Origin of the sequence: Cellulosimicrobium sp. RS (assembly GCF_046159675.1) — a bacterium.
Classification (GTDB): domain Bacteria; phylum Actinomycetota; class Actinomycetes; order Actinomycetales; family Cellulomonadaceae; genus Cellulosimicrobium; species Cellulosimicrobium funkei.
The window spans coordinates 1-18,240 of sequence record NZ_JBJXVU010000020.1 but is presented as its reverse complement, the minus strand read 5'-3'; the positions used below and the strand labels follow the sequence as shown (position 1 = coordinate 18,240).

The following is an 18,240-nucleotide window of genomic DNA, read 5'->3' as shown; positions in this document are numbered from 1 at the left end:
CGCCTGGTGGAACCTCGTCAACTGGTCCGACGCCGAGGCCCGCCTCCAGCGCGCCAAGACCCAGACCGCCGGGCTCATCGTCCCCTGACGACCCCGCCGCACGACACCCGGTCGGCGAGCACGACCCCTGCTCCCCCACCACAACGAGGTTGGTCCCGCTATCCACCGGATAGCGGGACCAACCTCGTTCTCGGCGGCCGCCCAGGGCCACGACCCGGTCAGTCCGCGGTCGCCGACAGGTGGCGCGTCATGTCGCTGGGCGCAGAGCGTCACCGACGCCGTCCCAGGCCGTCACGATGCTCCGGCGCGCTCCAGCGGCTGCCCGACCCCGCCCACCACGCACCACGCACCACGCACCGTCCCGCGCTGAATGTCTGGACGAACATGCCCCAGCCACGCGGAGAGCGACCCGGTCCGTGCCCGGAGCGCCGTCGTGACGGCTTCCCACCTGCGCCCGGCGGGAGGCCACCCTGGCGCGAGGCCACCCCGGCACGGGCGCTCCCGCACCGGCGTAGTCGCTCCCGCCCTGCGTGGGCGCTCCCGCCCCGGCGTGGACGCTCCCGCCCCGGCGTGGACGCTCCCGCCCCGACGTGCACGCTGCCAGCCTGACTTGGGTGCTTCTGCGCCGCCCTGCGCGGCTCCAGCCCAGGCGTGGGTGCTCCTGCGCCGCCCTGCGCCGCTCCAGCCCCGGCGTGGGCACCAGCCCGGCGTAGAACGCCACCACGCTGCCGGAGCGCGCCACAAGGAACGGCTCCGGCACTCACACACACGTGCCTTCGACCCCATGGGCGCGCCCCACGACCCTCCGCAGACAGCAGGACGGCCCGACCCCCGCGAGGGGATCGGGCCGTCCGGAAGAGGTGCGTCAGTGCGCGTGCTGGCCGCGGGAGAACTCGAAGACCCAGCCGACGAGGGCGACCGCGCTCATCGCGATCCCCACGTAGACCAGCCACCAGCCGACCGCGAGGCCCAGGAAGACGATCGCAGCCGACGCCGCGATCGCGAGCGGCCACCAGCTCCACGGGGCGTACACGCCCTGGTCGCCGGCACCCTGCTCGATGAGGCCGTCCGGGTCGTCCTCGGGCCGCGCGTCGATCCGCTTGGCGGTGAGCGCCAGGTAGGCGCCGATCATGCCCGACAGACCTGCGGTCAGGAGGAGCGCGGCGCTGCCGACGGGCTCCCAGCCGCTCCAGAGCCCGTACACCACGCCGATGAGCGCGAAGAAGGGGGTCAGGAAGATGAACAGCTTGTACTCGACCTTCACTTGCCGGCCTCCTCGTCCGTGTCACCCGTGCGCGGCTCGTCGATGATGATCGTCGACGTCGAGTCGCTGCCTGCCTGCTTGTCGCCGAGGCGGTCGAGCGCGACGCTCTTCTCACCGCGGCGGTCGGCCTCCCCGTAGACCTTCTCCAGGACGTTGGGGTTCGGCTCCGCGTGGTCCATCGCCGCGACCTCGGGGTGGTGCAGGTCGAACGCGGGCGACTCGGAGCGGATGCGCGGCAGCGACGTGAAGTTGTGCCGCGGCGGCGGGCAGGACGTGGCCCACTCGAGCGAGCGGCCGTAGCCCCACGGGTCGTCGACCTGGACCTTGGGCGCGTTGCGCCAGGTCGTGTAGACGTTCCAGAGGAACGGCAGCGTCGACGCGGCGAGGATGAACGCCCCGACCGTCGAGACCTGGTTCTCCCACGTGAAGCCGTCGGACGGCGCGTAGTCCGCGTAGCGGCGCGGCATGCCTTCGACGCCCAGCCAGTGCTGGATGAGGAACGTCATGTGGAAGCCGATGAAGAGCAGCCAGAAGTGGACCTTGCCGAGGCGCTCGTTGAGCATGCGCCCGGTGAACTTGGGCCACCAGAAGTAGAAGCCGGCGAACATCGCGAACACCACGGTGCCGAACACGACGTAGTGGAAGTGCGCCACCACGAAGTACGAGTCGGACAGGTGGAAGTCGAGCGCCGGGCTGGACAGGATGACGCCCGTGAGACCGCCGAAGAGGAAGGTCACGAGGAACCCGATCGACCACAGCATCGGTGTCTCGAACGTCAGCTTCCCTCGCCAGAGGGTCCCGATCCAGTTGAAGAACTTCACGCCGGTCGGCACGGCGATGAGCATCGTCATGAAGGCGAAGAACGGCAGGAGGACCGCGCCGGTCACGTACATGTGGTGGGCCCACACGGTGACGGACAGCGCCGCGATCGCGATCGTCGCGTAGACGAGGCCCTTGTAGCCGAAGATCGGCTTGCGGGCGAAGACCGGGAAGATCTCGGACACGATGCCGAAGAACGGCAGCGCGATGATGTAGACCTCCGGGTGCCCGAAGAACCAGAACAGGTGCTGCCACAGGATGGCGCCCCCGTTCTCGGGGTTGAAGATCTGGGCGCCGAGGCGCCGGTCGGCACCGAGTGCGAAGAGCGCGGCGGCCAGGGGCGGGAACGCCATGAGCACGAGGAGGCTCGTGATGAGCGTGTTCCACGTGAAGATCGGCATGCGGAACATCGTCATGCCGGGCGCGCGCATCGTGATGATCGTCGTGATGAAGTTGACCGCACCGAGGATCGTGCCGAAGCCGGCGAGCGCGAGCCCGAACACCCAGAGGTCTCCCCCGAGCCCTGGACTGAACGTCGTGTTCGACAACGGCGCGTACGCGAACCAACCGAACGAGGCGGCGCCCTGCGGCGTGAAGAAGCCGGCCGAGGCGATGAGACCGCCGAAGAGGTAGAGCCAGTACGCGAACATGTTCAGTCGCGGGAACGCGACGTCCGGCGCACCGATCTGCAGCGGCATGATCACGTTCGCGAACCCGGCGAAGAGCGGGGTCGCGAACAGCAGCAGCATGATCGTGCCGTGCATCGTGAAGAGCTGGTTGTACTGCTCCTTGCTCTGCACGATCTGGATGCCGGGCTCGAAGAGCTCCGCACGGATCACGAGGGCCATGAGGCCGCCGATGCAGAAGAAGATGAACGACGTGATCAGGTACATGTACCCGATCGTCTTGTGGTCGGTGGACGTGACCCACTTGATCACGGTCCGCCCGAGGGTCTGACGCCGCGGCGCGAGACCGGGGATGACTTCGGCCTGCGCGACCATCAGTTCTCACCCTCCGTGGTAGCGGTGACAGGGTTCGGGTCCTGGAGACGGCTGAAGCCCTCCACCGGGATCTGACCCTCCTGGCCCTTCTCGCGGAGCGCCTCCATCTGCGCGTCGTACTCCGCGCGGTCGACGACCTCGACGTTGAACAGCATGCCGGAGTGGTGCTCGCCGCAGAGCTCGGCGCACTTGCCGGCGTAGACGCCCTCGCGCTCCGGGGTGACCACGAACTCGTTCGTCCGGTGCGGGATCATGTCGAGCTTGTAGAGGAACGCGGGGATCCAGAAGGAGTGGATGACGTCGCGCGACTGCAGCTCGAACCGCACCGACTCACCGACGGGCAGGTAGAGCGTCGGCAGCGCCGCCGCCGTGCCCGGGGCTCCGTCGATCGTCGCGTCGTCGGTCATGGTGTCGCCGACGTCCGCCAGGTGCTGGCCCGTCTCGTAGACGTCGTCGTCCACGTAGTTGAAGTCCCAGCTCCACTGCTTGCCGATGACCTGGACCGTGAGGTCGGACTCGACGTCCTTGTCCACGATCGCGCTCATGTCGCGGTCCGTGTAGAAGAAGAGGACGAGGACCATGAGGATCGGCACGGCCGTGTACATGATCTCGAGCGGCAGGTGGTAGCGCGTCTGCACGGGGAGCTGGTGGTCGTCCTTGCGCTTGCGGTACGCGGCGACGCACCACAGCATCAGGCCCCACGTGATCACGCCGACGATGAGGGCCGCGATCCAGGAGCCGGTCCACAGCGACGTGATCCGGGCGGTCTGGTTGGTCACCTCCCCGTCCTCGTAACCGGGCAGGAACCCGCGCTGGACGGTGTCGGTGGCGCAGCCGGACGCCACCGCGGCGACGGCGACGGCGAGGGCCGTCGCCCGCAGGATGGTGCGCCGTGTGCGGCTAGGGGGTTGCGAGTGCAAGGGGGGCCTTTCACGTCACGTCCTGCCCGTGCCCGTCTTTACGAGCCCAGCACAGGACCTTCGTCCTCGACACACGAAGCCTAGCGCGGGATTCCGCCCTTCGTGGCCCGGAACGCGCTGCGGACGGGCGAGATGCGGCACACGTCGTGGCCGGTCAGGGGTGGGTTCGCCACACCCGTCCCGAGTCTGTCAGATCCTTGCCACACCGTCGGCCCACCGAGCAGCACGGTAGCGTGCCGGTAGGACCTTCGGACTCCCGGAGGCACCTCGTCGCGGGGCGCGCGAGCGCAACGATCCGACGCCGTGCGCCGGACCCCGACCGGCGCCCCGCGCCCGCTCGGGCCGTCTCAGCCCGGCCGTCCTTCGCTCCACGACGGCCCCGCCCGCGCCCTGGAGGCCATGTGACACACACCACCCCCGATCGCCGAGTCCTGCTCGACAACGGGGGGCACGCCCCCTGGCACCCGCTCGCGCGCGAGGCCTTCGACCGCGCGCTCGACGACGGCTGGGCCGACCCCCGACGTCTGCACGCGGAGGGCAGGCGTGCCGAGGCCCTGCTCGACGGCGCCCGCGAGGCCGTCGCCGCCGCGCTCGGCGCGCGCACGGAGGAGGTCGTCTTCACCGCCAACCACACCGCGTCCCTCCACACGGCCGTCGCCGCGCTCGCCGGCGCGCGTCACCGCGCGGGGCGACGGGTCGTCGTCGGCGCCGTCGAGCGTGCCGCCGTCCTGCACGCCGCCGAGCACGGTGGCCTGGAGCGGGAAGTCGTCGGGGTGGACGGGTCCGGCCGCGTCGACGCCGCGGAGATGACCGACGCCGTCGGTCGCCCGGGCGTGGCGCTCGCCGCGCTCCAGGCCGCCAACGGCGAGGTGGGGACGCGTCAGCCGGTCGCGGCCGTGCACGAGGCGGCGCGGCGGGCGGGGGTCCCGCTGCTCGTGGACGCGGGGGCCGCGCTCGGGCACGACGTCGTCCCCGAGACCTGGGACGCGCTCGCCGCCGACCCGGCGGACTGGGGCGGCGGGCCCGGCATCGGTGTCCTCGCGGTGCGTTCCCGCGTCCGACGGCGCAGCCCGTTCCCGGAGGACGCGGACCCGTGGGCACCCGGCGGGGTGTCCGTCCCGGCGGCGTTCGCCGCGGCCGTGTCGCTGCAGGCGGTGCTGGCCGACCGGGACGCGCAGGACGCGCGGCGTCGGGCGCTCGTCGACCGCGTGCGGGCACGGGTCGCGCAGATCCCCGACGTCGAGGTGGTCGGCGACCCGGTCGACCGGCTCCCCCACGTCGCGACCTTCTCGTTCCTCTACGTGGACGGCGAGGCGCTGCTCACGGACCTGGACCGCGAGGGCGTCGCCGTCGGGTCCGGGTCGGCGTGCACGTCGAGCTCGCTCGAGCCCTCGCACGTCCTCGCGGCGATGGGCGTGCTCACGCACGGCAACGTGCGTGTCGCCCTGGACCGCTCGACGACGGAGGACGACGTCGAGCGGCTGCTCGCCGCCCTGCCGGACGCCGTCGCCCGCGTGCGCGCGGCGCTGGGGGTGCAGGGCCTGTGACCGGCGCTCCCCCGCCCGGGGCGTCGTCCGGCACGTCCGGCGACGCGGGCGCGGCCGGCGACGTGGTCGACGCGCGCGGGCTGCGCTGCCCGCTCCCCGTGATCCGGCTCGCCGCGGCGGCGCGCAACCTCGCACCGGGCGCCCGGCTCACCGTGTGGTCGACCGACCCGGCCGCGCGCCTCGACGTCCCCGCGTGGGCGCGGATGCGCGGGCACACGGTCGTGGGCGAGGAGCAGCTCCCCGGTCAGGGAGAGGCCGAGGCCTGGGCGATCACCGTCGAGATCGGCGGCTGACCCCGCCCGAGCTGGGCGGCCCGACCCGCGGACGACGCGAGCCCGGCCACCCGCGGACGGGTGACCGGGCTCGTGCGGTCCGGTGGCGTGCGCGCGGCACGCCGGACGGCTCAGCTGAAGGAGCCGCCGCAGGCGCAGGCGCTGCCCGCGTTGGGGTTGTCGATCGTGAAGCCCTGCTTCTCGATCGTGTCGGCGAAGTCGATCGTCGCACCCTCGAGGTACGGGACGCTCATCTTGTCGACCACGACCTCGACGCCGTCGTAGTCGCGCAGCGCGTCGCCGTCGAGCACGCGCTCGTCGAAGTAGAGCTGGTAGATCAGGCCGGAGCAGCCGCCGGGCTGCACCGCGACCCGCAGGCGCAGGTCGTCGCGACCCTCCTGCTCGAGGAGCGTGCGGACCTTGTCCGCGGCCTCGTCGGTCAGGTTGACGCCGTGCGTGGCAATGTCGGTGGTCTCGCTCATCTCGTCTCCGCGCTGTCGGGGGCAGTGCTGCCCCGGTGGTGGCCGGCTTCTCGGATCTCTCGAGAGAGATCCCGTCAGGTCCTCAACACCACACGTGCCGGTGGTGTTCCCGAGTCTACGACCCCGCGCGGGACTAGGGTCGAACGGGCCTCGCCGCACGGGGCGCGAGGGTGACGACGGAGGACCCATGGACCAGGCGGTGCACTTCGTGACGGTCGCGACGCGAGACCTCGGCGCGGCCCGACGCTTCTACGGCGCGCTCGGCTGGGAGCCTCGGCTCGACGTGCCGGGCGAGATCGTGTTCTACCGGTCCGCGGCCGGCCAGCTCCTCGGCTTCTTCGACGCGGCGAGCTTCGCGCGCGACGCCGGTTCGGTCGGGGCGCCGGCCGCGACCACGGGTGTGACCCTGTCGCACAACGTCGGGTCGCGCGACGCCGTCGTCGAGCTGGTGGACGCGATGGTCGCCGCGGGCGGGACCGTCCGCAAGGAGCCGCAGGAGGGTGAGTTCGGGGGCGTCTTCCACGCCCACGTCGCCGACCCGAACGACCTCGTGTGGGAGATCGCGCACAACCCCGCGTGGTCCGTGCGCGCGGACGGCGACGTGGAGCTCGGCTGACTCAGCCGCGCGACCACGTGCGCGCGACGCGCTCCACGAGGTCGCGCGGGTCGCCGTCGCCCCACGCGTACGCGCCGCTGAGCCCGGCGGCCGCCTGCTCGCGGCGGCCCGCGACGACCGCGCGCGCGACGACCACCACCGGGAGCGCGTGCCGCGCCGCCCGGCCGGCCACCTCGCGGACGGTCCCCTCGCCGAGCTCGTGCGCCCCGAGCTCGTCCGCGAGCACGACGACGACGTCCGCGGCCGCGAGCCGCGCGTCGAGCCCGACGTCGTCCGCCACGACCCGCAGCGCGGGGACGAGCCTGCCGCCCAGCGCCGCGACGGCGAAGCCCAGCCCTCCCCCGCTGCCCGCCCCCGGCAGCCCGGCGAGGCGGCGGCCTGCCGTCGCGCCCGCGAGCAGGTCGCGCCCGACGATCCCGTGCTCCCCCGGCCCGGCCGCGTCCGCGCGGTCGACGGCGGCGGCGACGTCGTGCGCGACCGCGCCGAGCGCGCGCTCGAGGTGCTGGGCCACCAGCGGGTCGACACCGCGCGCGTCGAGGGTCGCGCTCGCGCCGTGCAGACCGAGGAGCGGGACGTCGGACGCGACGGCCGCCACGAGGTGCGAGCCGCCCAGCGCGGCGCGCGCGGCGCGCACGACGTCGACCAGCCCGGCGGGCGTGACGTCCGGCGCGCCCCCGGACGCCGGCGGCTCGCCCGCGAGCGCGAGGAGCGCCCCGAGGCCCCCGTCGTGGCTCGTGCTGCCCCCGGTCGCGAGCACGACCCGGCCGGGATCCGTCCCCGCCCGAGCGGCGTCGACCGCGAGCGCGAGCAGGTGCCCGACGGCGGTCGACGAGCGGGCGGGCACCGTCGTCGGCGTCCCGTCGGCATCGACGACGACGGCCTCCCCGGTGGCCGGGACCTGGGACACGTCGACGACGACGGTCCGGGCCTGCGCGCCCTCGCGCGAGGAGGACGCGCGCCGTCGGACGGCGACCGGGACCTCCGCGCCGCCCGGGCCCGGCACGACGCCCGCGAGGACCTCGGGCGCGACGGGAGCGAGGGCGTCGAGGAGCGCGGGCCCCGACGCGGCGAGGGGCACGGTGTCCACGGCGCCGTGCGCGGACCACCACGAGGCGACGTCGGCGAGGCTCGGTCCGGCGGCAGTCGGCACGACGTCGCGGCCCGGCCACGCGCCGTCGGGCGGGGGCGGGACGGCGGACCCGGTGAGCAGCACGCGCATGCCCGGATTGTGCCAGCCCGGGCGCGGTCCGGCGGGTCGCGCCCGGCGCGCCGATCCGCGGTGGGAGGACCCTCTCCGTCTCCGCGTCGCTGTGCGACGATGGTCCCGTGAGCACCGGGAGCACCTTGTTGTCGTCCGTGGGCGGTCCGAGCACCGCACGCCCGGGCGGTTTCGTCGAGCCCAGCCCGTCGGCCCTGCTCCTGCTGGGGCAGGGCCGCGACCTCGCGTCCGAGCGGGGCGTCGAGTGCGTGGGCGACCTGCCCGCGCCGAGCGACCCCGACCTGGTCGAGCGCGCCCGCGCGGCGCGCGCCGCGCTGGGCGAGCGGGCGTTCGTCCTGGGCCACCACTACCAGCGCGACGAGGTCATCGACTTCGCCGACGTCACGGGCGACTCCTTCAAGCTCGCGCGCGAGGCGGCCGCCCGCCCCGAGGCGGAGTTCATCCTGTTCTGCGGCGTGCACTTCATGGCCGAGAGCGCGGACATCCTCACCTCCGACGCGCAGCAGGTCGTGCTGCCGGACCTCGCGGCGGGCTGCTCGATGGCGGACATGGCCGCCATCGACCAGGTCGAGGACGCGTGGGACGTGCTGCAGGAGGTCGGCATCGCCGACTCGACGATCCCCGTGACCTACATGAACTCCTCAGCCGCGATCAAGGCCTTCACGGGGCGCCACGGCGGCACGGTGTGCACGTCGTCGAACGCGGAGGTCGCGCTGCGCTGGGCGTTCGACCAGGTGGGCGGCGTGGACGGCACGGGCAAGGTCCTGTTCCTCCCCGACCAGCACCTGGGGCGCAACACCGCGGTGCTGAAGCTGGCGATGTCGCTCGACGACTGCGTCGTGTTCGACCCGCGCAAGCCGAACGGCGGCCTCACCGACGCCGAGCTGCGCGACGCGCGCATGATCCTGTGGCGCGGGCACTGCTCGGTCCACGGGCGGTTCTCGGCGAAGAACGTCGACGACGTCCGCGCGGCCGTCCCGGACGTCAACGTGCTCGTGCACCCCGAGTGCAAGCACGAGGTCGTCACGGCGGCGGACTTCGTCGGGTCGACGGAGTACATCATCAAGATGCTCGACGCCGCCGAGCCGGGCTCGGCATGGGCGATCGGGACCGAGCTCAACCTCGTGCGCCGCGTCGCGCGGGCGCACCCGGACAAGCAGGTGCACTACCTCGACTCGACGGTGTGCTTCTGCTCGACGATGAACCGGATCGACCTGCCGCACCTCGTGTGGGCGATGGAGTCGCTCGTCGCCGGTCGCGTGGTGAACCGGATCGTCGTGGACGCCGACGACGCGCACTGGGCGCGCGTCGCGCTCGACCAGATGCTCGCCCTGCCCGGCCTCTAGGCGCGCGGGCAGGAGCGGTCGAGGCCCTCGGGACGCGGGGGCGCGCGGAGGTGGCCATGGGAACGGGTAACGGGACGAACGTCGGGATCTTCGTCTTCGACGAGGCCGAGGAGCTCGACGTCGCCGGGCCGTTCGAGGTGCTGTCGGCATGGGCCGAGCACTCCGCGCTCAAGCCCCAGGTGTCGACGTTCTCGTGGGACGGCGGCGGCGTGCGGCTGGCGAAGGGCCTCCGGCTGCTCCCCGACCGCTCGGCGGACGACGTCGGCCCCCTCCACCTGCTCGTGTACCCCGGCGGTCGCGGGACGCGCCCGCTGCTCGCCGACCGCGTGCACCTCGAGTGGCTGCGCGCGATGCGGTCGCGCACCCCGGTGATCGCGAGCGTCTGCACGGGTTCGCTCGTCCTCGCTGCGGCGGGGCTCCTCGCGGGCCGGCCCGCGACGACGCACTGGGCGCACTACGACGAGCTCGCGCGGATCGACCCGAGCGTCGTGGTCGACACGGAGGCGCGCTACGTCGACGACGGCGACGTCGTCACGTCCGCCGGCGTGTCCGCGGGGATCGACATGGCGCTGCACCTCGTCGCGCGCCTGGAGAGCGCCGACGTCGCACGCGCCGTGCGGCGCGGGATCCAGTACGACCCCGACCCGCCGGTTTGAGCGGTCAGCCGGTCTGGGGTCAGCCGACCCGAGCGGTCAGCGGCGCGCGTAGCGGCCGGTGCGGTGCGCCCGGATGTCGAAGAGGACGGTGCAGAACGGCGGGACGGTCGCGGCGAGCGCGAGGAAGGTCGTCCAGAGCGACCAGCGGACGCGCACGGCGACGAGCACGGCGAGCGCGACGTACGCGAGCACGAGCGCCCCGTGGACGGGCCCGAAGATCTCCACGCCGCGCTCGGTCGTCCCCGCGACCCACTTGAGGTACATGCCGACGAGCAGGCCGGCCCAGGAGAACGCCTCGGCGATCGCGACCGCGCGGAACGCGCGGACCTGCCACGGGTGCGGGGCGGGCGACCCGGTGTCGGCGGTGGCGGTGGGGCGAGGGGCGGGGCTCGTCGTCGTCACGGCGCGCATCCTCGCACACCGACCTGGAGGGGCGTCCCCCGCCGTCGGTGCCGGATACCCGATACCGCTGGTGCGGGGTAGTAGCCTGCCCCGGTGACCCGCCAGATCCAGCTCCTCGTCGCCAGCACGATGCCGCGCAAGGCCGTGCCGGGCCGCGGCGTCCTCGAGCCGTCCGTCACCCGCATGCGCGTGCGCCCGGGCGACCTCGACTTCTACCTGCACGTGAACAACGGCGTGTACCTGCAGATGATGGACGTCGCGCGCAGCAACTTCATCGCCGACCTCGGCGGGTTCCCCCTGCTCAAGGACAAGGGCTGGTACCCCGTCGTCGCGGCGTCGACCATGAAGTACCGCCGCTCCCTGCAGCTCGGGGACCGCTTCGAGATCACGACGCGCGTGCTCGGGTGGGACGAGCGCGTCGTGTACCTCGAGCAGGTGTTCACGCGCCGCGGTGACCTCTGCGCGCGCGGGCTCGTCGCCGGGCGCTTCCTCGCGCGCGGGTCCGGCGACCGGATCGCCGCGCCCGACGTCGTCGGGCTCCTGGGCGGCGACGTCACCTCCCCCGAGCTCCCGGACGACGTCGCGCGGTGGGCCCGGGCGGTCGACGTCGCGCACCGTGCCTGACGCCTGACGCCGCACGGCGGCGCTCCCCGGCCGACCGGGGAGCGTCGCCGCGTGCGGTCCGGCGGGCGCGGGTCAGGCGACCGCGCCGCCGAGCCGGGCGAGCAGGAGCGCCTCGGCGAGCACGACCTTCTCCAGCTCGCCGAGGTGGACCGACTCGTTCGCGCCGTGCGCGCGCGAGTCCGGGTCCTCGACGCCCGTGACGAGGATCGCCGCGTCCGGGAAGACCTCGAGCAGGTCGGCGATGAACGGGATCGACCCGCCGATGCCGATGTCGACGGGGTCCGTGCCCCACGACGTCGCAAACGCCCACCGTGCGGCCCGCATCGCGTCGGAGTCGCCGGGGGCGAGGAACGGCTTGCCCTGCTCGCCGTCGCGCACGGTCACGCGCGCGCCGAACGGCGCGTGCGACTCGAGGTGCGTGCGCAGCGCCGCCATCGCGGCCGCCGGGTCCTGGCCGGGCGCGAGCCGCACCGAGAGCTTCGCGGTCGCGCGGGGCGTGAGGGTGTTCGACGCGTGCGCGACGCTCGGCGCGTCGAGCCCGATCACGGCGATCGCCGGCTTGGTCCACAGCCGCCCGGCGATGCTGCCCTCGCCCGCGAGGACCGTGCCGTCGAGGAGCGAGGAGTCGGCGCGGAAGTCGGCCTCGGCGTAGTCCACGGTCGGCTCGTCCGCGGTGGCGAGCCCGGGCACGGCGACGTTGCCCGCGTCGTCGTGCAGCGTCGTGATCAGCCGCGCGAGCAGCGTCACGGCGTCGAGCACGGGGCCGCCGAACATGCCCGAGTGCACCGCGTGGTCGAGCACCGCGACCTCGACCTCGCAGTCCACGAGCCCGCGCAGCGACGTCGTGAGCGCAGGCACGCCGATCTTCCAGTTCGAGGAGTCGGCGACGACGATGACGTCGGCCGCGAGCAGGTCGCGGTGCTGCGTGAGGAACGACAGGAACGTCGGCGAGCCGATCTCCTCCTCGCCCTCGACGAACACCGTCACCCCGACGGGGAGGTCGCCGATCTCCAGGAGGGCGCGCAGCGCGCCGAGGTGGGCCACGACGCCCGCCTTGTCGTCGGCCGCGCCGCGGCCGTAGAGACGGCCGTCGCGCTCGGTCGGCTCGAACGGGTCGGTCTCCCACGTGCCGGCGTCGCCCGGGGGCTGGACGTCGTGGTGCGCGTACAGCAGCACGGTCGGGGCGCCGTCGGGCGCCGGGCGGCGCGCGACGACGGCGGGCGCGCCCTCGGTGCCGTCCTCGGCCCGGGCGCGCAGCACCTGGACCTCGGGCAGTCCGGCGTCGCGCAGGAGCGCGGCCACGGCGTCGGCGCTGGCGGCGACGTGCGCCTGGTCGAACGCGGCGTTCGAGACGCTCGGCACGCGCACGAGCGACTCCAGGTCGGCGCGCAGCGCCGGGAAGAGCCGGGCGACGGTCTCGCGGAGCGTGGTCGCCAGGGCGGTGCCGGGCGCGGGGGCGGTGGGTTCGGGTGAGTTCGTCACGACCAGCACGGTACGACACCGTGCGGCCCCGGACCCGCGTCCAGGCACCCCGTCGGCTCGACTACCCTGGAGGGGTGTTCTCCCGCAACAAGGCCGCCGCGACCCCCGCCGCCCCCGACCCCGTCGAGGAGGCGGCCGAGATCGAGCGCGCCGGCAAGGGCCGCCCGACCCCCAAGCGCAAGGTCTCCGAGGCCGCGAACAAGCGTCCCCTCGTGCCGAACGACCGCCGCGCCGCCGCGAAGTCCGCGCGGGAGAAGCAGCGCGAGATGCGCGACCGTCAGTACCAGGCCATGCAGACCGGCGACGAGCGCTACCTGCCGCCGCGCGACAAGGGCCCGGTCAAGCGCTACGTGCGCGAGTACGTCGACGCCCGCTGGAACCTCGGCGAGTTCTTCCTGCCCGTCGCCCTCGTCTTCATCGTGTTCTCGTTCCTCACGGCGCGGAACCAGGAGCTCGCGTTCCTCACGGTCATGACGCTGTACGTCATCGTCCTGCTCACCGTCGTCGACGGCTTCATCATGTGGCGGCGCCTGCGCAAGCGCCTCCTCGCGAAGTTCGGCGACATCCCCAAGGGCACGGTCATGTACGCGGTCATGCGGGCGTTCCAGCTCCGCCGCGCGCGCCTGCCCAAGCCCACGCACAAGAAGCACGGCGTCTACCCCGAGTGACGACGGCGCCCGGCCCCGCGAGCGGCCGGGCCCGCGGCTAGGTTGGGTCCATGCCCACCTACCGCTACCTCGGCAACTCGGGTCTCAAGATCTCCGAGATCACCTACGGCAACTGGCTGACCCACGGCTCCCAGGTCGAGAACGACGTCGCGACCGCGTGCGTGCACGCAGCCCTCGACGCCGGCATCTCGACGTTCGACACCGCGGACGTCTACGCCAACACGAAGGCCGAGCAGGTGCTCGGCGACGCCCTCAAGGGCCAGCGGCGCGAGTCGCTCGAGATCTTCACGAAGGTCTACTGGCCGACCGGCCCCGGCGGCCCCAACGACACCGGCCTGTCGCGCAAGCACGTCATGGAGTCGATCAACGGCTCCCTGAAGCGGCTCGGCACCGACTACGTCGACCTCTACCAGGCGCACCGGTACGACACCGAGACGCCGCTCGAGGAGACGATGCAGGCGTTCGCCGACATCGTGCGCCAGGGCAAGGCCCTGTACATCGGCGTCTCCGAGTGGACGGCGGACCAGATCCGCGCGGGCCACGCGCTCGCGCAGGACCTCGGGTTCCAGCTCATCTCCTCCCAGCCGCAGTACTCCATGCTCTGGCGCGTCATCGAGGACGAGGTCGTGCCGACGTCGCGCGAGCTCGGGCTCTCGCAGATCGTCTGGTCGCCCATGGCGCAGGGCGTGCTGTCCGGCAAGTACCGCCCTGGCGAGCCGCTGCCGGCGGGGTCGCGTGCGACCGACGACAAGGGCGGCGCGCGCATGATCCAGCGCTTCCTCACCGACGACGTGCTCACGCGCGTGCAGAACCTCCGGCCCGTCGCGGACGAGCTGGGCCTGAGCATGGCGCAGCTCGCGATCGCGTGGGTGCTGCAGAACGACAATGTCGCCGCGGCGCTCGTCGGGGCGTCGCGCCCCGAACAGGTCGCGGAGAACGTCAAGGCGTCGGGCGTGACGATCCCGGCCGAGCTCATGACCCGCATCGACGAGATCCTCGGGGGCGCCGTCGAGCGCGACCCGGGCAAGACGGCGGAGAACGCCCCGCAGGGCCGCGTCGCCTGACGCACGCCACCGCACGCGACGACGGCCCCGGCAGCACGCCGGGGCCGTCGTCGTCTCCTCACCGGCCGGACGCGGGCATGCCTCCCTCGTCCGGCCGGGGGCCTGCGGTCGCGGGGACGGGCTCCCGTGACGCGGTCTCGATGTCCGACGCGGGCTCGCCGTCCGACGCCCCCTCGACGTCCGCCGCCGCCTCGGAGGCCGCGGCGGCGACGAGCCCGCGCGGCGCGAACCACCGCGCCGTGAGCTGGACGATCGGCCCGACGGCGAGCGCGTAGGCGACCGTCGCCCAGCCGAGCGTGCCGCCGAGCGCCCAGCCCAGCGTCACGACGACGACCTCGAGGAGGGTCCGCACGAGCCGCACCGACCAGCCCGTGCGCGCCACCAGGCCGGTCATGAGCCCGTCGCGCGGTCCCGGGCCGAGCCGCACGCCCAGGTAGGCCGCCGTCGCGAGGCCGTTGAGCACGATGCCCCCGACGGCCAGGGCCACGCTCGCGGCGACGCCCGGGTCGGGGACGAGGCGCGTGACGAGAGCGATGGCCGGGTCGATCGTCAGCGTGATGACGACGACGTTCGCGACCGTGCCGATCCCGGGCCGCTGCCGGAGCGGGATCCAGGCGAGCAGGGCCAGCACGCTGAGCGACCCGACGACGACGCCGAACGGCAGCCCCGTGCGGCGGACGACGCCCTGGTGCAGCACGTCCCACGGCATCCCGCCCTGGCCCGCGTGGATCAGCATCGCCATGGACAGCGCGTAGCCGAGCAGGCCGAGGAGGAGCTGGGCGGTGCGACGGGTGGGGCTCATGGGTGTCATCCTGACCGCCGAGTGGCATCGACATCCATAGCCAATCGCGAGAGAGTGGCCCCATGAGCCTCGCCCCGGCCGGGACGGTCGACGTCCACCGCCACCTGTCCCCCGCTGCCGCCGCCCGGCTGCTCGGCCGGTGGCACGCGGGCGGCCCCGCGTACACCGCCCTCGCCGACGCGCTGCGGGCCGCCGTCCTCGCGGGAACCCTCGCGCCCCACACGCGCCTGCCGTCCGAGCGCGACCTCGCCGTCGCGCTCGGCGTCTCGCGCACCACGACCGCCGCCGCGTACGGGCGGCTGCGCGAGCTCGGGTTCGCACGCTCGCGCACCGGCTCGGGGACCGTCGTCGTGCTTCCCCGCCCGAGCGCGCGCCGGCCCGCGGACCGCGCGGCCGGCGGCGACGCCCCGCCCGGGCCCGCGCCGCGCACCGCGCCGATCGACCTCGCCGACCTGTCGCAGGCGACCTCCGCCGCCCCGAGCGGCCTGCACGCCGCCTACTCGCGCGCGCTGGAGCGGCTGCCCGAGTACCTGTCCGGCGGCGGCTACGAGCCGTACGGCCTCGGCGTGCTCCGCGAGGCCCTCGCCGACCACCACACGCGCCGCGGCACGCCCACCACGCCCGACGAGGTGCTCGTCACCACGGGTGCCCAGCACGCCATCACCACGCTCGCCGACACCCTCCTCGGGGCGGGTGACCGCGCCGTCGTGCAGTCGCCCACGTACTACCACGCGATGGAGTCGCTGCGACGGGCGGGCGCGCGGCTGGTGCCCGTCCCCGTGGGCCGGGGCGACAGCGGGGCGCGGGGCGGCCACGACCACGACGCGCCGGGGTTCGACGTCGACCTGTTCGACTCGACGCTGCGCCAGGTCGCGCCGCGCCTCGTCTACCTCGTGCCCGACTTCCACAACCCGACCGCCTACACCCTCACGCCCGAGGAGCGGGCGGGCGTGCGCGACGCCGCGGCGCGCCACCGCGTGACCGTGGTCGGCGACGAGACGCTCACCGACCTCGACCTCGACGGCGACCCGGACGCCACCGGTCCGGTCGTGGAGCCGCTCGCGGGCGACGGCACCTCGCCGTACGTCGTCACGGTCGGCTCGGCGTCCAAGTCGTTCTGGGGCGGGCTGCGGGTCGGCTGGGTCCGCGCCCACCCGGACCTCGTCGCGCGTCTCGCGCGCACGCGCCAGTCGGCGGACATCGCCACCGCGGTGCTGGAGCAGCTCACCGTCGTCGAGCTGCTCGACGACGCCCCCGCGGTGCTCGCCGAGCGCCGTCGGAGGCTCCGCGCGCAGCGCGACCTCCTGTGCGGGCTGCTCGCCCGGGCGCTGCCGCAGTGGCGCGTGGACGTGCCCGAGGGCGGTCTCTCGCTGTGGGTCGACCTGGGCGCCCCGGTCGCGCAGGCCCTCGCCGCCGCCGCGGCGGCCGAGGGCGTGCTCGTCAACGCCGGCCCGACCTTCACGCCCGACGGCAGCGCGGCCGACCGGCTACGCCTGACGTTCTCCCGACCGCCCGAGCAGCTCGAGCACGCCGTGGCACGGCTCGCCGCCGCGTGGGCCCGGGTCGCGGGCTGACGGTACCCCCGGGACGACGGCGCGCGACAGGCTCGCGCGCCCGCGTCGCCCGCGTCGCCAGGGGCGGACCCGCCGGCCGTGCGTCCGGGTCAGGAGGCGGGCGACCCGGTCAGGGGACGCGCAGCTCCACCGTCGCCGTCGCCTGGCTGCCGTCGTGCAGGAGCCGGGCGGCGGCAGCGCCCTCCGCGGCGAGGCTCCGCCAGGTCTCGCCGAGCCACTGCTCGGCGTCGTACTGCGTCGTGAAGACGGGGCTCACCGGCGAGGCGAGCGCGCGCCCCTCGGCGTCGTCGAGCTCCCAGACCCACTGCGGCCGGATCATCGTGCCTCCTTCGCGTCGGCGCCCCGCACGTGCGCGCCGGGCTCGGGGTGCCGCGCGAGCGAGCGGTTGATCCGCGCCGCCCACAGCGGTCCCTGGTAGAGGAACCCGGTGTACCCCTGCACGAGGTCCGCGCCCGCGTGCAGGTAGTCGCGCGCGTCGTGCGCGGTGGTGATCCCCCCGACGCCGATGATCGCGCGCTGCGGCCCGAGCCGCTCGCGCAGGCGCGCGACGACGGCCAGGCCCCGCGCGCGGACGGGCGGGCCCGAGAGGCCGCCTGGCCCGCGGTCGTGCCCGATCGTCGTGTTCACGGCGACGACGCCGTCGAGGTCGAGCTCGTCCACGAGGTCGGCGACGGCGTCGACGTCCTCGTCCGCGAGGTCCGGGGCGATCTTGACGAGCAGCGGCACCCGGCCGACGCCCGCGTCCGCCGTGGCCGCGTCGGCCGCCTCGCGCACGGCCACGAGGATCGGCCGCAGCGACTCGACCTCCTGGAGGTCGCGCAGGCCCGGGGTGTTCGGCGACGACACGTTCACCACGAGGTAGTCCGCGTACGGCGCGAGCAGGCCCGCGCTCGTCGCGTAGTCCGCGGCCGCCTCCTCGGCGGGCGTGACCTTCGTCTTGCCGATGTTCGCCCCGACGAGCACGGCACGCCCGCCCCGCGTCGAGCGCAGGGCCGCGAGCCGGCGCGCGGCCGCCGCGGCGCCCTCGTTGTTGAACCCCATGCGGTTGCGCACGCCCTGGACGTCGAGCTCGCGCCACAGGCGCGGCCGCTCGTTGCCGGGCTGGGCGTGCGCCGTCACGGTGCCGATCTCGACGAACGCGAAGCCGAGCATCGTCAGCCCGCGCACCGCCCGGGCGTCCTTGTCGAAGCCGCCCGCGAGCCCGAACGGCGCCGGGAAGACCTTGCCGAGCACCTCGACGCTCCCCCGGCCCCCCGCCGCGCGGCCCAGGTAGGGCGCGAGCGCCCCCTGGACGACGTCGCGCAGCACGGGCACGCGCCCGGCGAACCCGATGAGGTCGAACGCCACGTGGTGCGCCCGCTCGGGGTCCATCCGGCGGAACACGGTGTCGAAGAGGAGGCCGTAGAGGAGCGGTCGGCGGCGGGTCATGCGGCGTCCTCCGGGGCGTCGGTGGCGGGGGTGGTGGGGGGCGGGGTGGTCGCG

19 protein-coding genes and 1 pseudogene are annotated in these 18,240 nt (G+C 74.3%); 10 read left to right on the top strand and 10 right to left on the bottom strand.

The features are described from left to right. A pseudogene (locus ACI769_RS19685) lies at positions 1 to 88 on the top strand (superoxide dismutase); the annotation flags it as partial. A 777-nt stretch (positions 89 to 865) separates the two neighbouring features. Here the strand turns inward: ACI769_RS19685 and ACI769_RS19680 are convergent. From ACI769_RS19680 to coxB, 3 genes are read right to left on the bottom strand one after another with little or no spacing between them, the layout of a single operon-like run. After that, positions 866 to 1,264, bottom strand: a complete 399-nt coding sequence (locus ACI769_RS19680; RefSeq protein ID WP_043658950.1) for a cytochrome c oxidase subunit 4 — start codon at positions 1,262 to 1,264, stop codon at positions 866 to 868. Further along, positions 1,261 to 3,084, bottom strand: a complete 1,824-nt coding sequence (ctaD, locus tag ACI769_RS19675) for a cytochrome c oxidase subunit I (RefSeq protein ID WP_021482036.1) — start codon at positions 3,082 to 3,084, stop codon at positions 1,261 to 1,263. The genes ACI769_RS19680 and ctaD overlap by 4 nt, the downstream gene beginning before the upstream one ends. After that, complete coding sequence (gene coxB / locus ACI769_RS19670; protein ID WP_021482035.1) at positions 3,084 to 4,004, bottom strand: cytochrome c oxidase subunit II; 921 nt, start codon at positions 4,002 to 4,004, stop codon at positions 3,084 to 3,086. The genes ctaD and coxB overlap by 1 nt, the downstream gene beginning before the upstream one ends. 401 nt (positions 4,005 to 4,405) lie before the next feature. On the opposite strand from coxB, the gene ACI769_RS19665 reads away from it, so the two are divergent. Continuing rightward, positions 4,406 to 5,551, top strand: a complete 1,146-nt coding sequence (locus ACI769_RS19665; protein ID WP_085387760.1) for a cysteine desulfurase family protein — start codon at positions 4,406 to 4,408, stop codon at positions 5,549 to 5,551. Continuing rightward, positions 5,548 to 5,844 (top strand): sulfurtransferase TusA family protein, encoded by a 297-nt coding sequence (locus ACI769_RS19660; protein ID WP_085387759.1) that lies wholly within the window; start codon positions 5,548 to 5,550, stop codon positions 5,842 to 5,844. Before ACI769_RS19665 ends, ACI769_RS19660 begins: the two co-directional genes overlap by 4 nt. 110 nt (positions 5,845 to 5,954) lie before the next feature. Here the strand turns inward: ACI769_RS19660 and erpA are convergent, their stop codons facing one another. Then, positions 5,955 to 6,305 (bottom strand): iron-sulfur cluster insertion protein ErpA, encoded by a 351-nt coding sequence (gene erpA / locus ACI769_RS19655; protein WP_043658948.1) that lies wholly within the window; start codon positions 6,303 to 6,305, stop codon positions 5,955 to 5,957. A 187-nt stretch (positions 6,306 to 6,492) separates the two neighbouring features. Here erpA and ACI769_RS19650 point away from each other — a divergent pair, with 187 nt between their 5' ends. Further along, on the top strand, positions 6,493 to 6,921 hold the full coding sequence (locus tag ACI769_RS19650) for a VOC family protein (RefSeq protein WP_085387758.1): 429 nt from the start codon (positions 6,493 to 6,495) through the stop codon (positions 6,919 to 6,921). Between the two features lies 1 nt (position 6,922). Here the strand turns inward: ACI769_RS19650 and ACI769_RS19645 are convergent, their stop codons facing one another. Continuing rightward, complete coding sequence (locus ACI769_RS19645) at positions 6,923 to 8,140, bottom strand: glycerate kinase (RefSeq protein WP_085387757.1); 1,218 nt, start codon at positions 8,138 to 8,140, stop codon at positions 6,923 to 6,925. Between the two features lie 137 nt (positions 8,141 to 8,277). Between ACI769_RS19645 and nadA the strand changes: the two genes are divergently transcribed. Then, on the top strand, positions 8,278 to 9,486 hold the full coding sequence (gene nadA, locus ACI769_RS19640; RefSeq protein WP_043658512.1) for a quinolinate synthase NadA: 1,209 nt from the start codon (positions 8,278 to 8,280) through the stop codon (positions 9,484 to 9,486). Positions 9,487 to 9,542: 56 nt separating this feature from the next. Next, positions 9,543 to 10,142: a DJ-1/PfpI family protein gene (locus tag ACI769_RS19635; RefSeq protein WP_043658510.1), complete on the top strand. Its 600-nt coding sequence runs from the start codon at positions 9,543 to 9,545 to the stop codon at positions 10,140 to 10,142. 36 nt (positions 10,143 to 10,178) lie between these two features. On the opposite strand, the gene ACI769_RS19630 is transcribed toward ACI769_RS19635, so the two are convergent. After that, the gene (locus tag ACI769_RS19630; RefSeq protein ID WP_232322549.1) at positions 10,179 to 10,544 is read right to left on the bottom strand and encodes a DUF3817 domain-containing protein; all 366 of its coding nucleotides are present in this window, start codon (positions 10,542 to 10,544) and stop codon (positions 10,179 to 10,181) included. A 93-nt stretch (positions 10,545 to 10,637) separates the two neighbouring features. Between ACI769_RS19630 and ACI769_RS19625 the strand changes: the two genes are divergently transcribed. Further along, positions 10,638 to 11,168, top strand: coding sequence for a thioesterase family protein (locus ACI769_RS19625; RefSeq protein WP_034652193.1), 531 nt, complete (start codon positions 10,638 to 10,640; stop codon positions 11,166 to 11,168). Positions 11,169 to 11,240: 72 nt separating this feature from the next. Here ACI769_RS19625 and ACI769_RS19620 read toward each other — a convergent pair whose 3' ends face one another. Next, on the bottom strand, positions 11,241 to 12,650 hold the full coding sequence (locus ACI769_RS19620) for a dipeptidase (RefSeq protein ID WP_085388729.1): 1,410 nt from the start codon (positions 12,648 to 12,650) through the stop codon (positions 11,241 to 11,243). Positions 12,651 to 12,724: 74 nt separating this feature from the next. Here ACI769_RS19620 and ACI769_RS19615 point away from each other — a divergent pair, with 74 nt between their 5' ends. After that, positions 12,725 to 13,318, top strand: a complete 594-nt coding sequence (locus ACI769_RS19615) for a DUF3043 domain-containing protein (RefSeq protein ID WP_043658508.1) — start codon at positions 12,725 to 12,727, stop codon at positions 13,316 to 13,318. Between the two features lie 50 nt (positions 13,319 to 13,368). Then, positions 13,369 to 14,382 carry an aldo/keto reductase family protein gene (locus ACI769_RS19610; protein ID WP_085387756.1) on the top strand — a complete coding sequence of 338 codons (1,014 nt, stop codon included), beginning with the start codon at positions 13,369 to 13,371 and terminating at the stop codon, positions 14,380 to 14,382. Between the two features lie 58 nt (positions 14,383 to 14,440). Here the strand turns inward: ACI769_RS19610 and ACI769_RS19605 are convergent, their stop codons facing one another. Continuing rightward, a complete protein-coding gene (locus ACI769_RS19605; protein WP_085387755.1) occupies positions 14,441 to 15,184 on the bottom strand; it encodes a YitT family protein in 744 nt (247 codons plus the stop codon). 62 nt (positions 15,185 to 15,246) lie between these two features. On the opposite strand from ACI769_RS19605, the gene ACI769_RS19600 reads away from it, so the two are divergent. Continuing rightward, complete coding sequence (locus tag ACI769_RS19600; RefSeq protein ID WP_085387754.1) at positions 15,247 to 16,758, top strand: PLP-dependent aminotransferase family protein; 1,512 nt, start codon at positions 15,247 to 15,249, stop codon at positions 16,756 to 16,758. A gap of 109 nt (positions 16,759 to 16,867) precedes the next feature. Here the strand turns inward: ACI769_RS19600 and ACI769_RS19595 are convergent, their stop codons facing one another. Together ACI769_RS19595 and ACI769_RS19590 are read right to left on the bottom strand one after the other, a co-directional pair. Further along, a complete protein-coding gene (locus ACI769_RS19595) occupies positions 16,868 to 17,077 on the bottom strand; it encodes a hypothetical protein (protein WP_076405433.1) in 210 nt (69 codons plus the stop codon). After that, positions 17,074 to 18,186 carry a quinone-dependent dihydroorotate dehydrogenase gene (locus tag ACI769_RS19590; protein ID WP_051028503.1) on the bottom strand — a complete coding sequence of 371 codons (1,113 nt, stop codon included), beginning with the start codon at positions 18,184 to 18,186 and terminating at the stop codon, positions 17,074 to 17,076. Before ACI769_RS19590 ends, ACI769_RS19595 begins: the two co-directional genes overlap by 4 nt. Positions 18,187 to 18,240 lie beyond the last annotated feature (54 nt).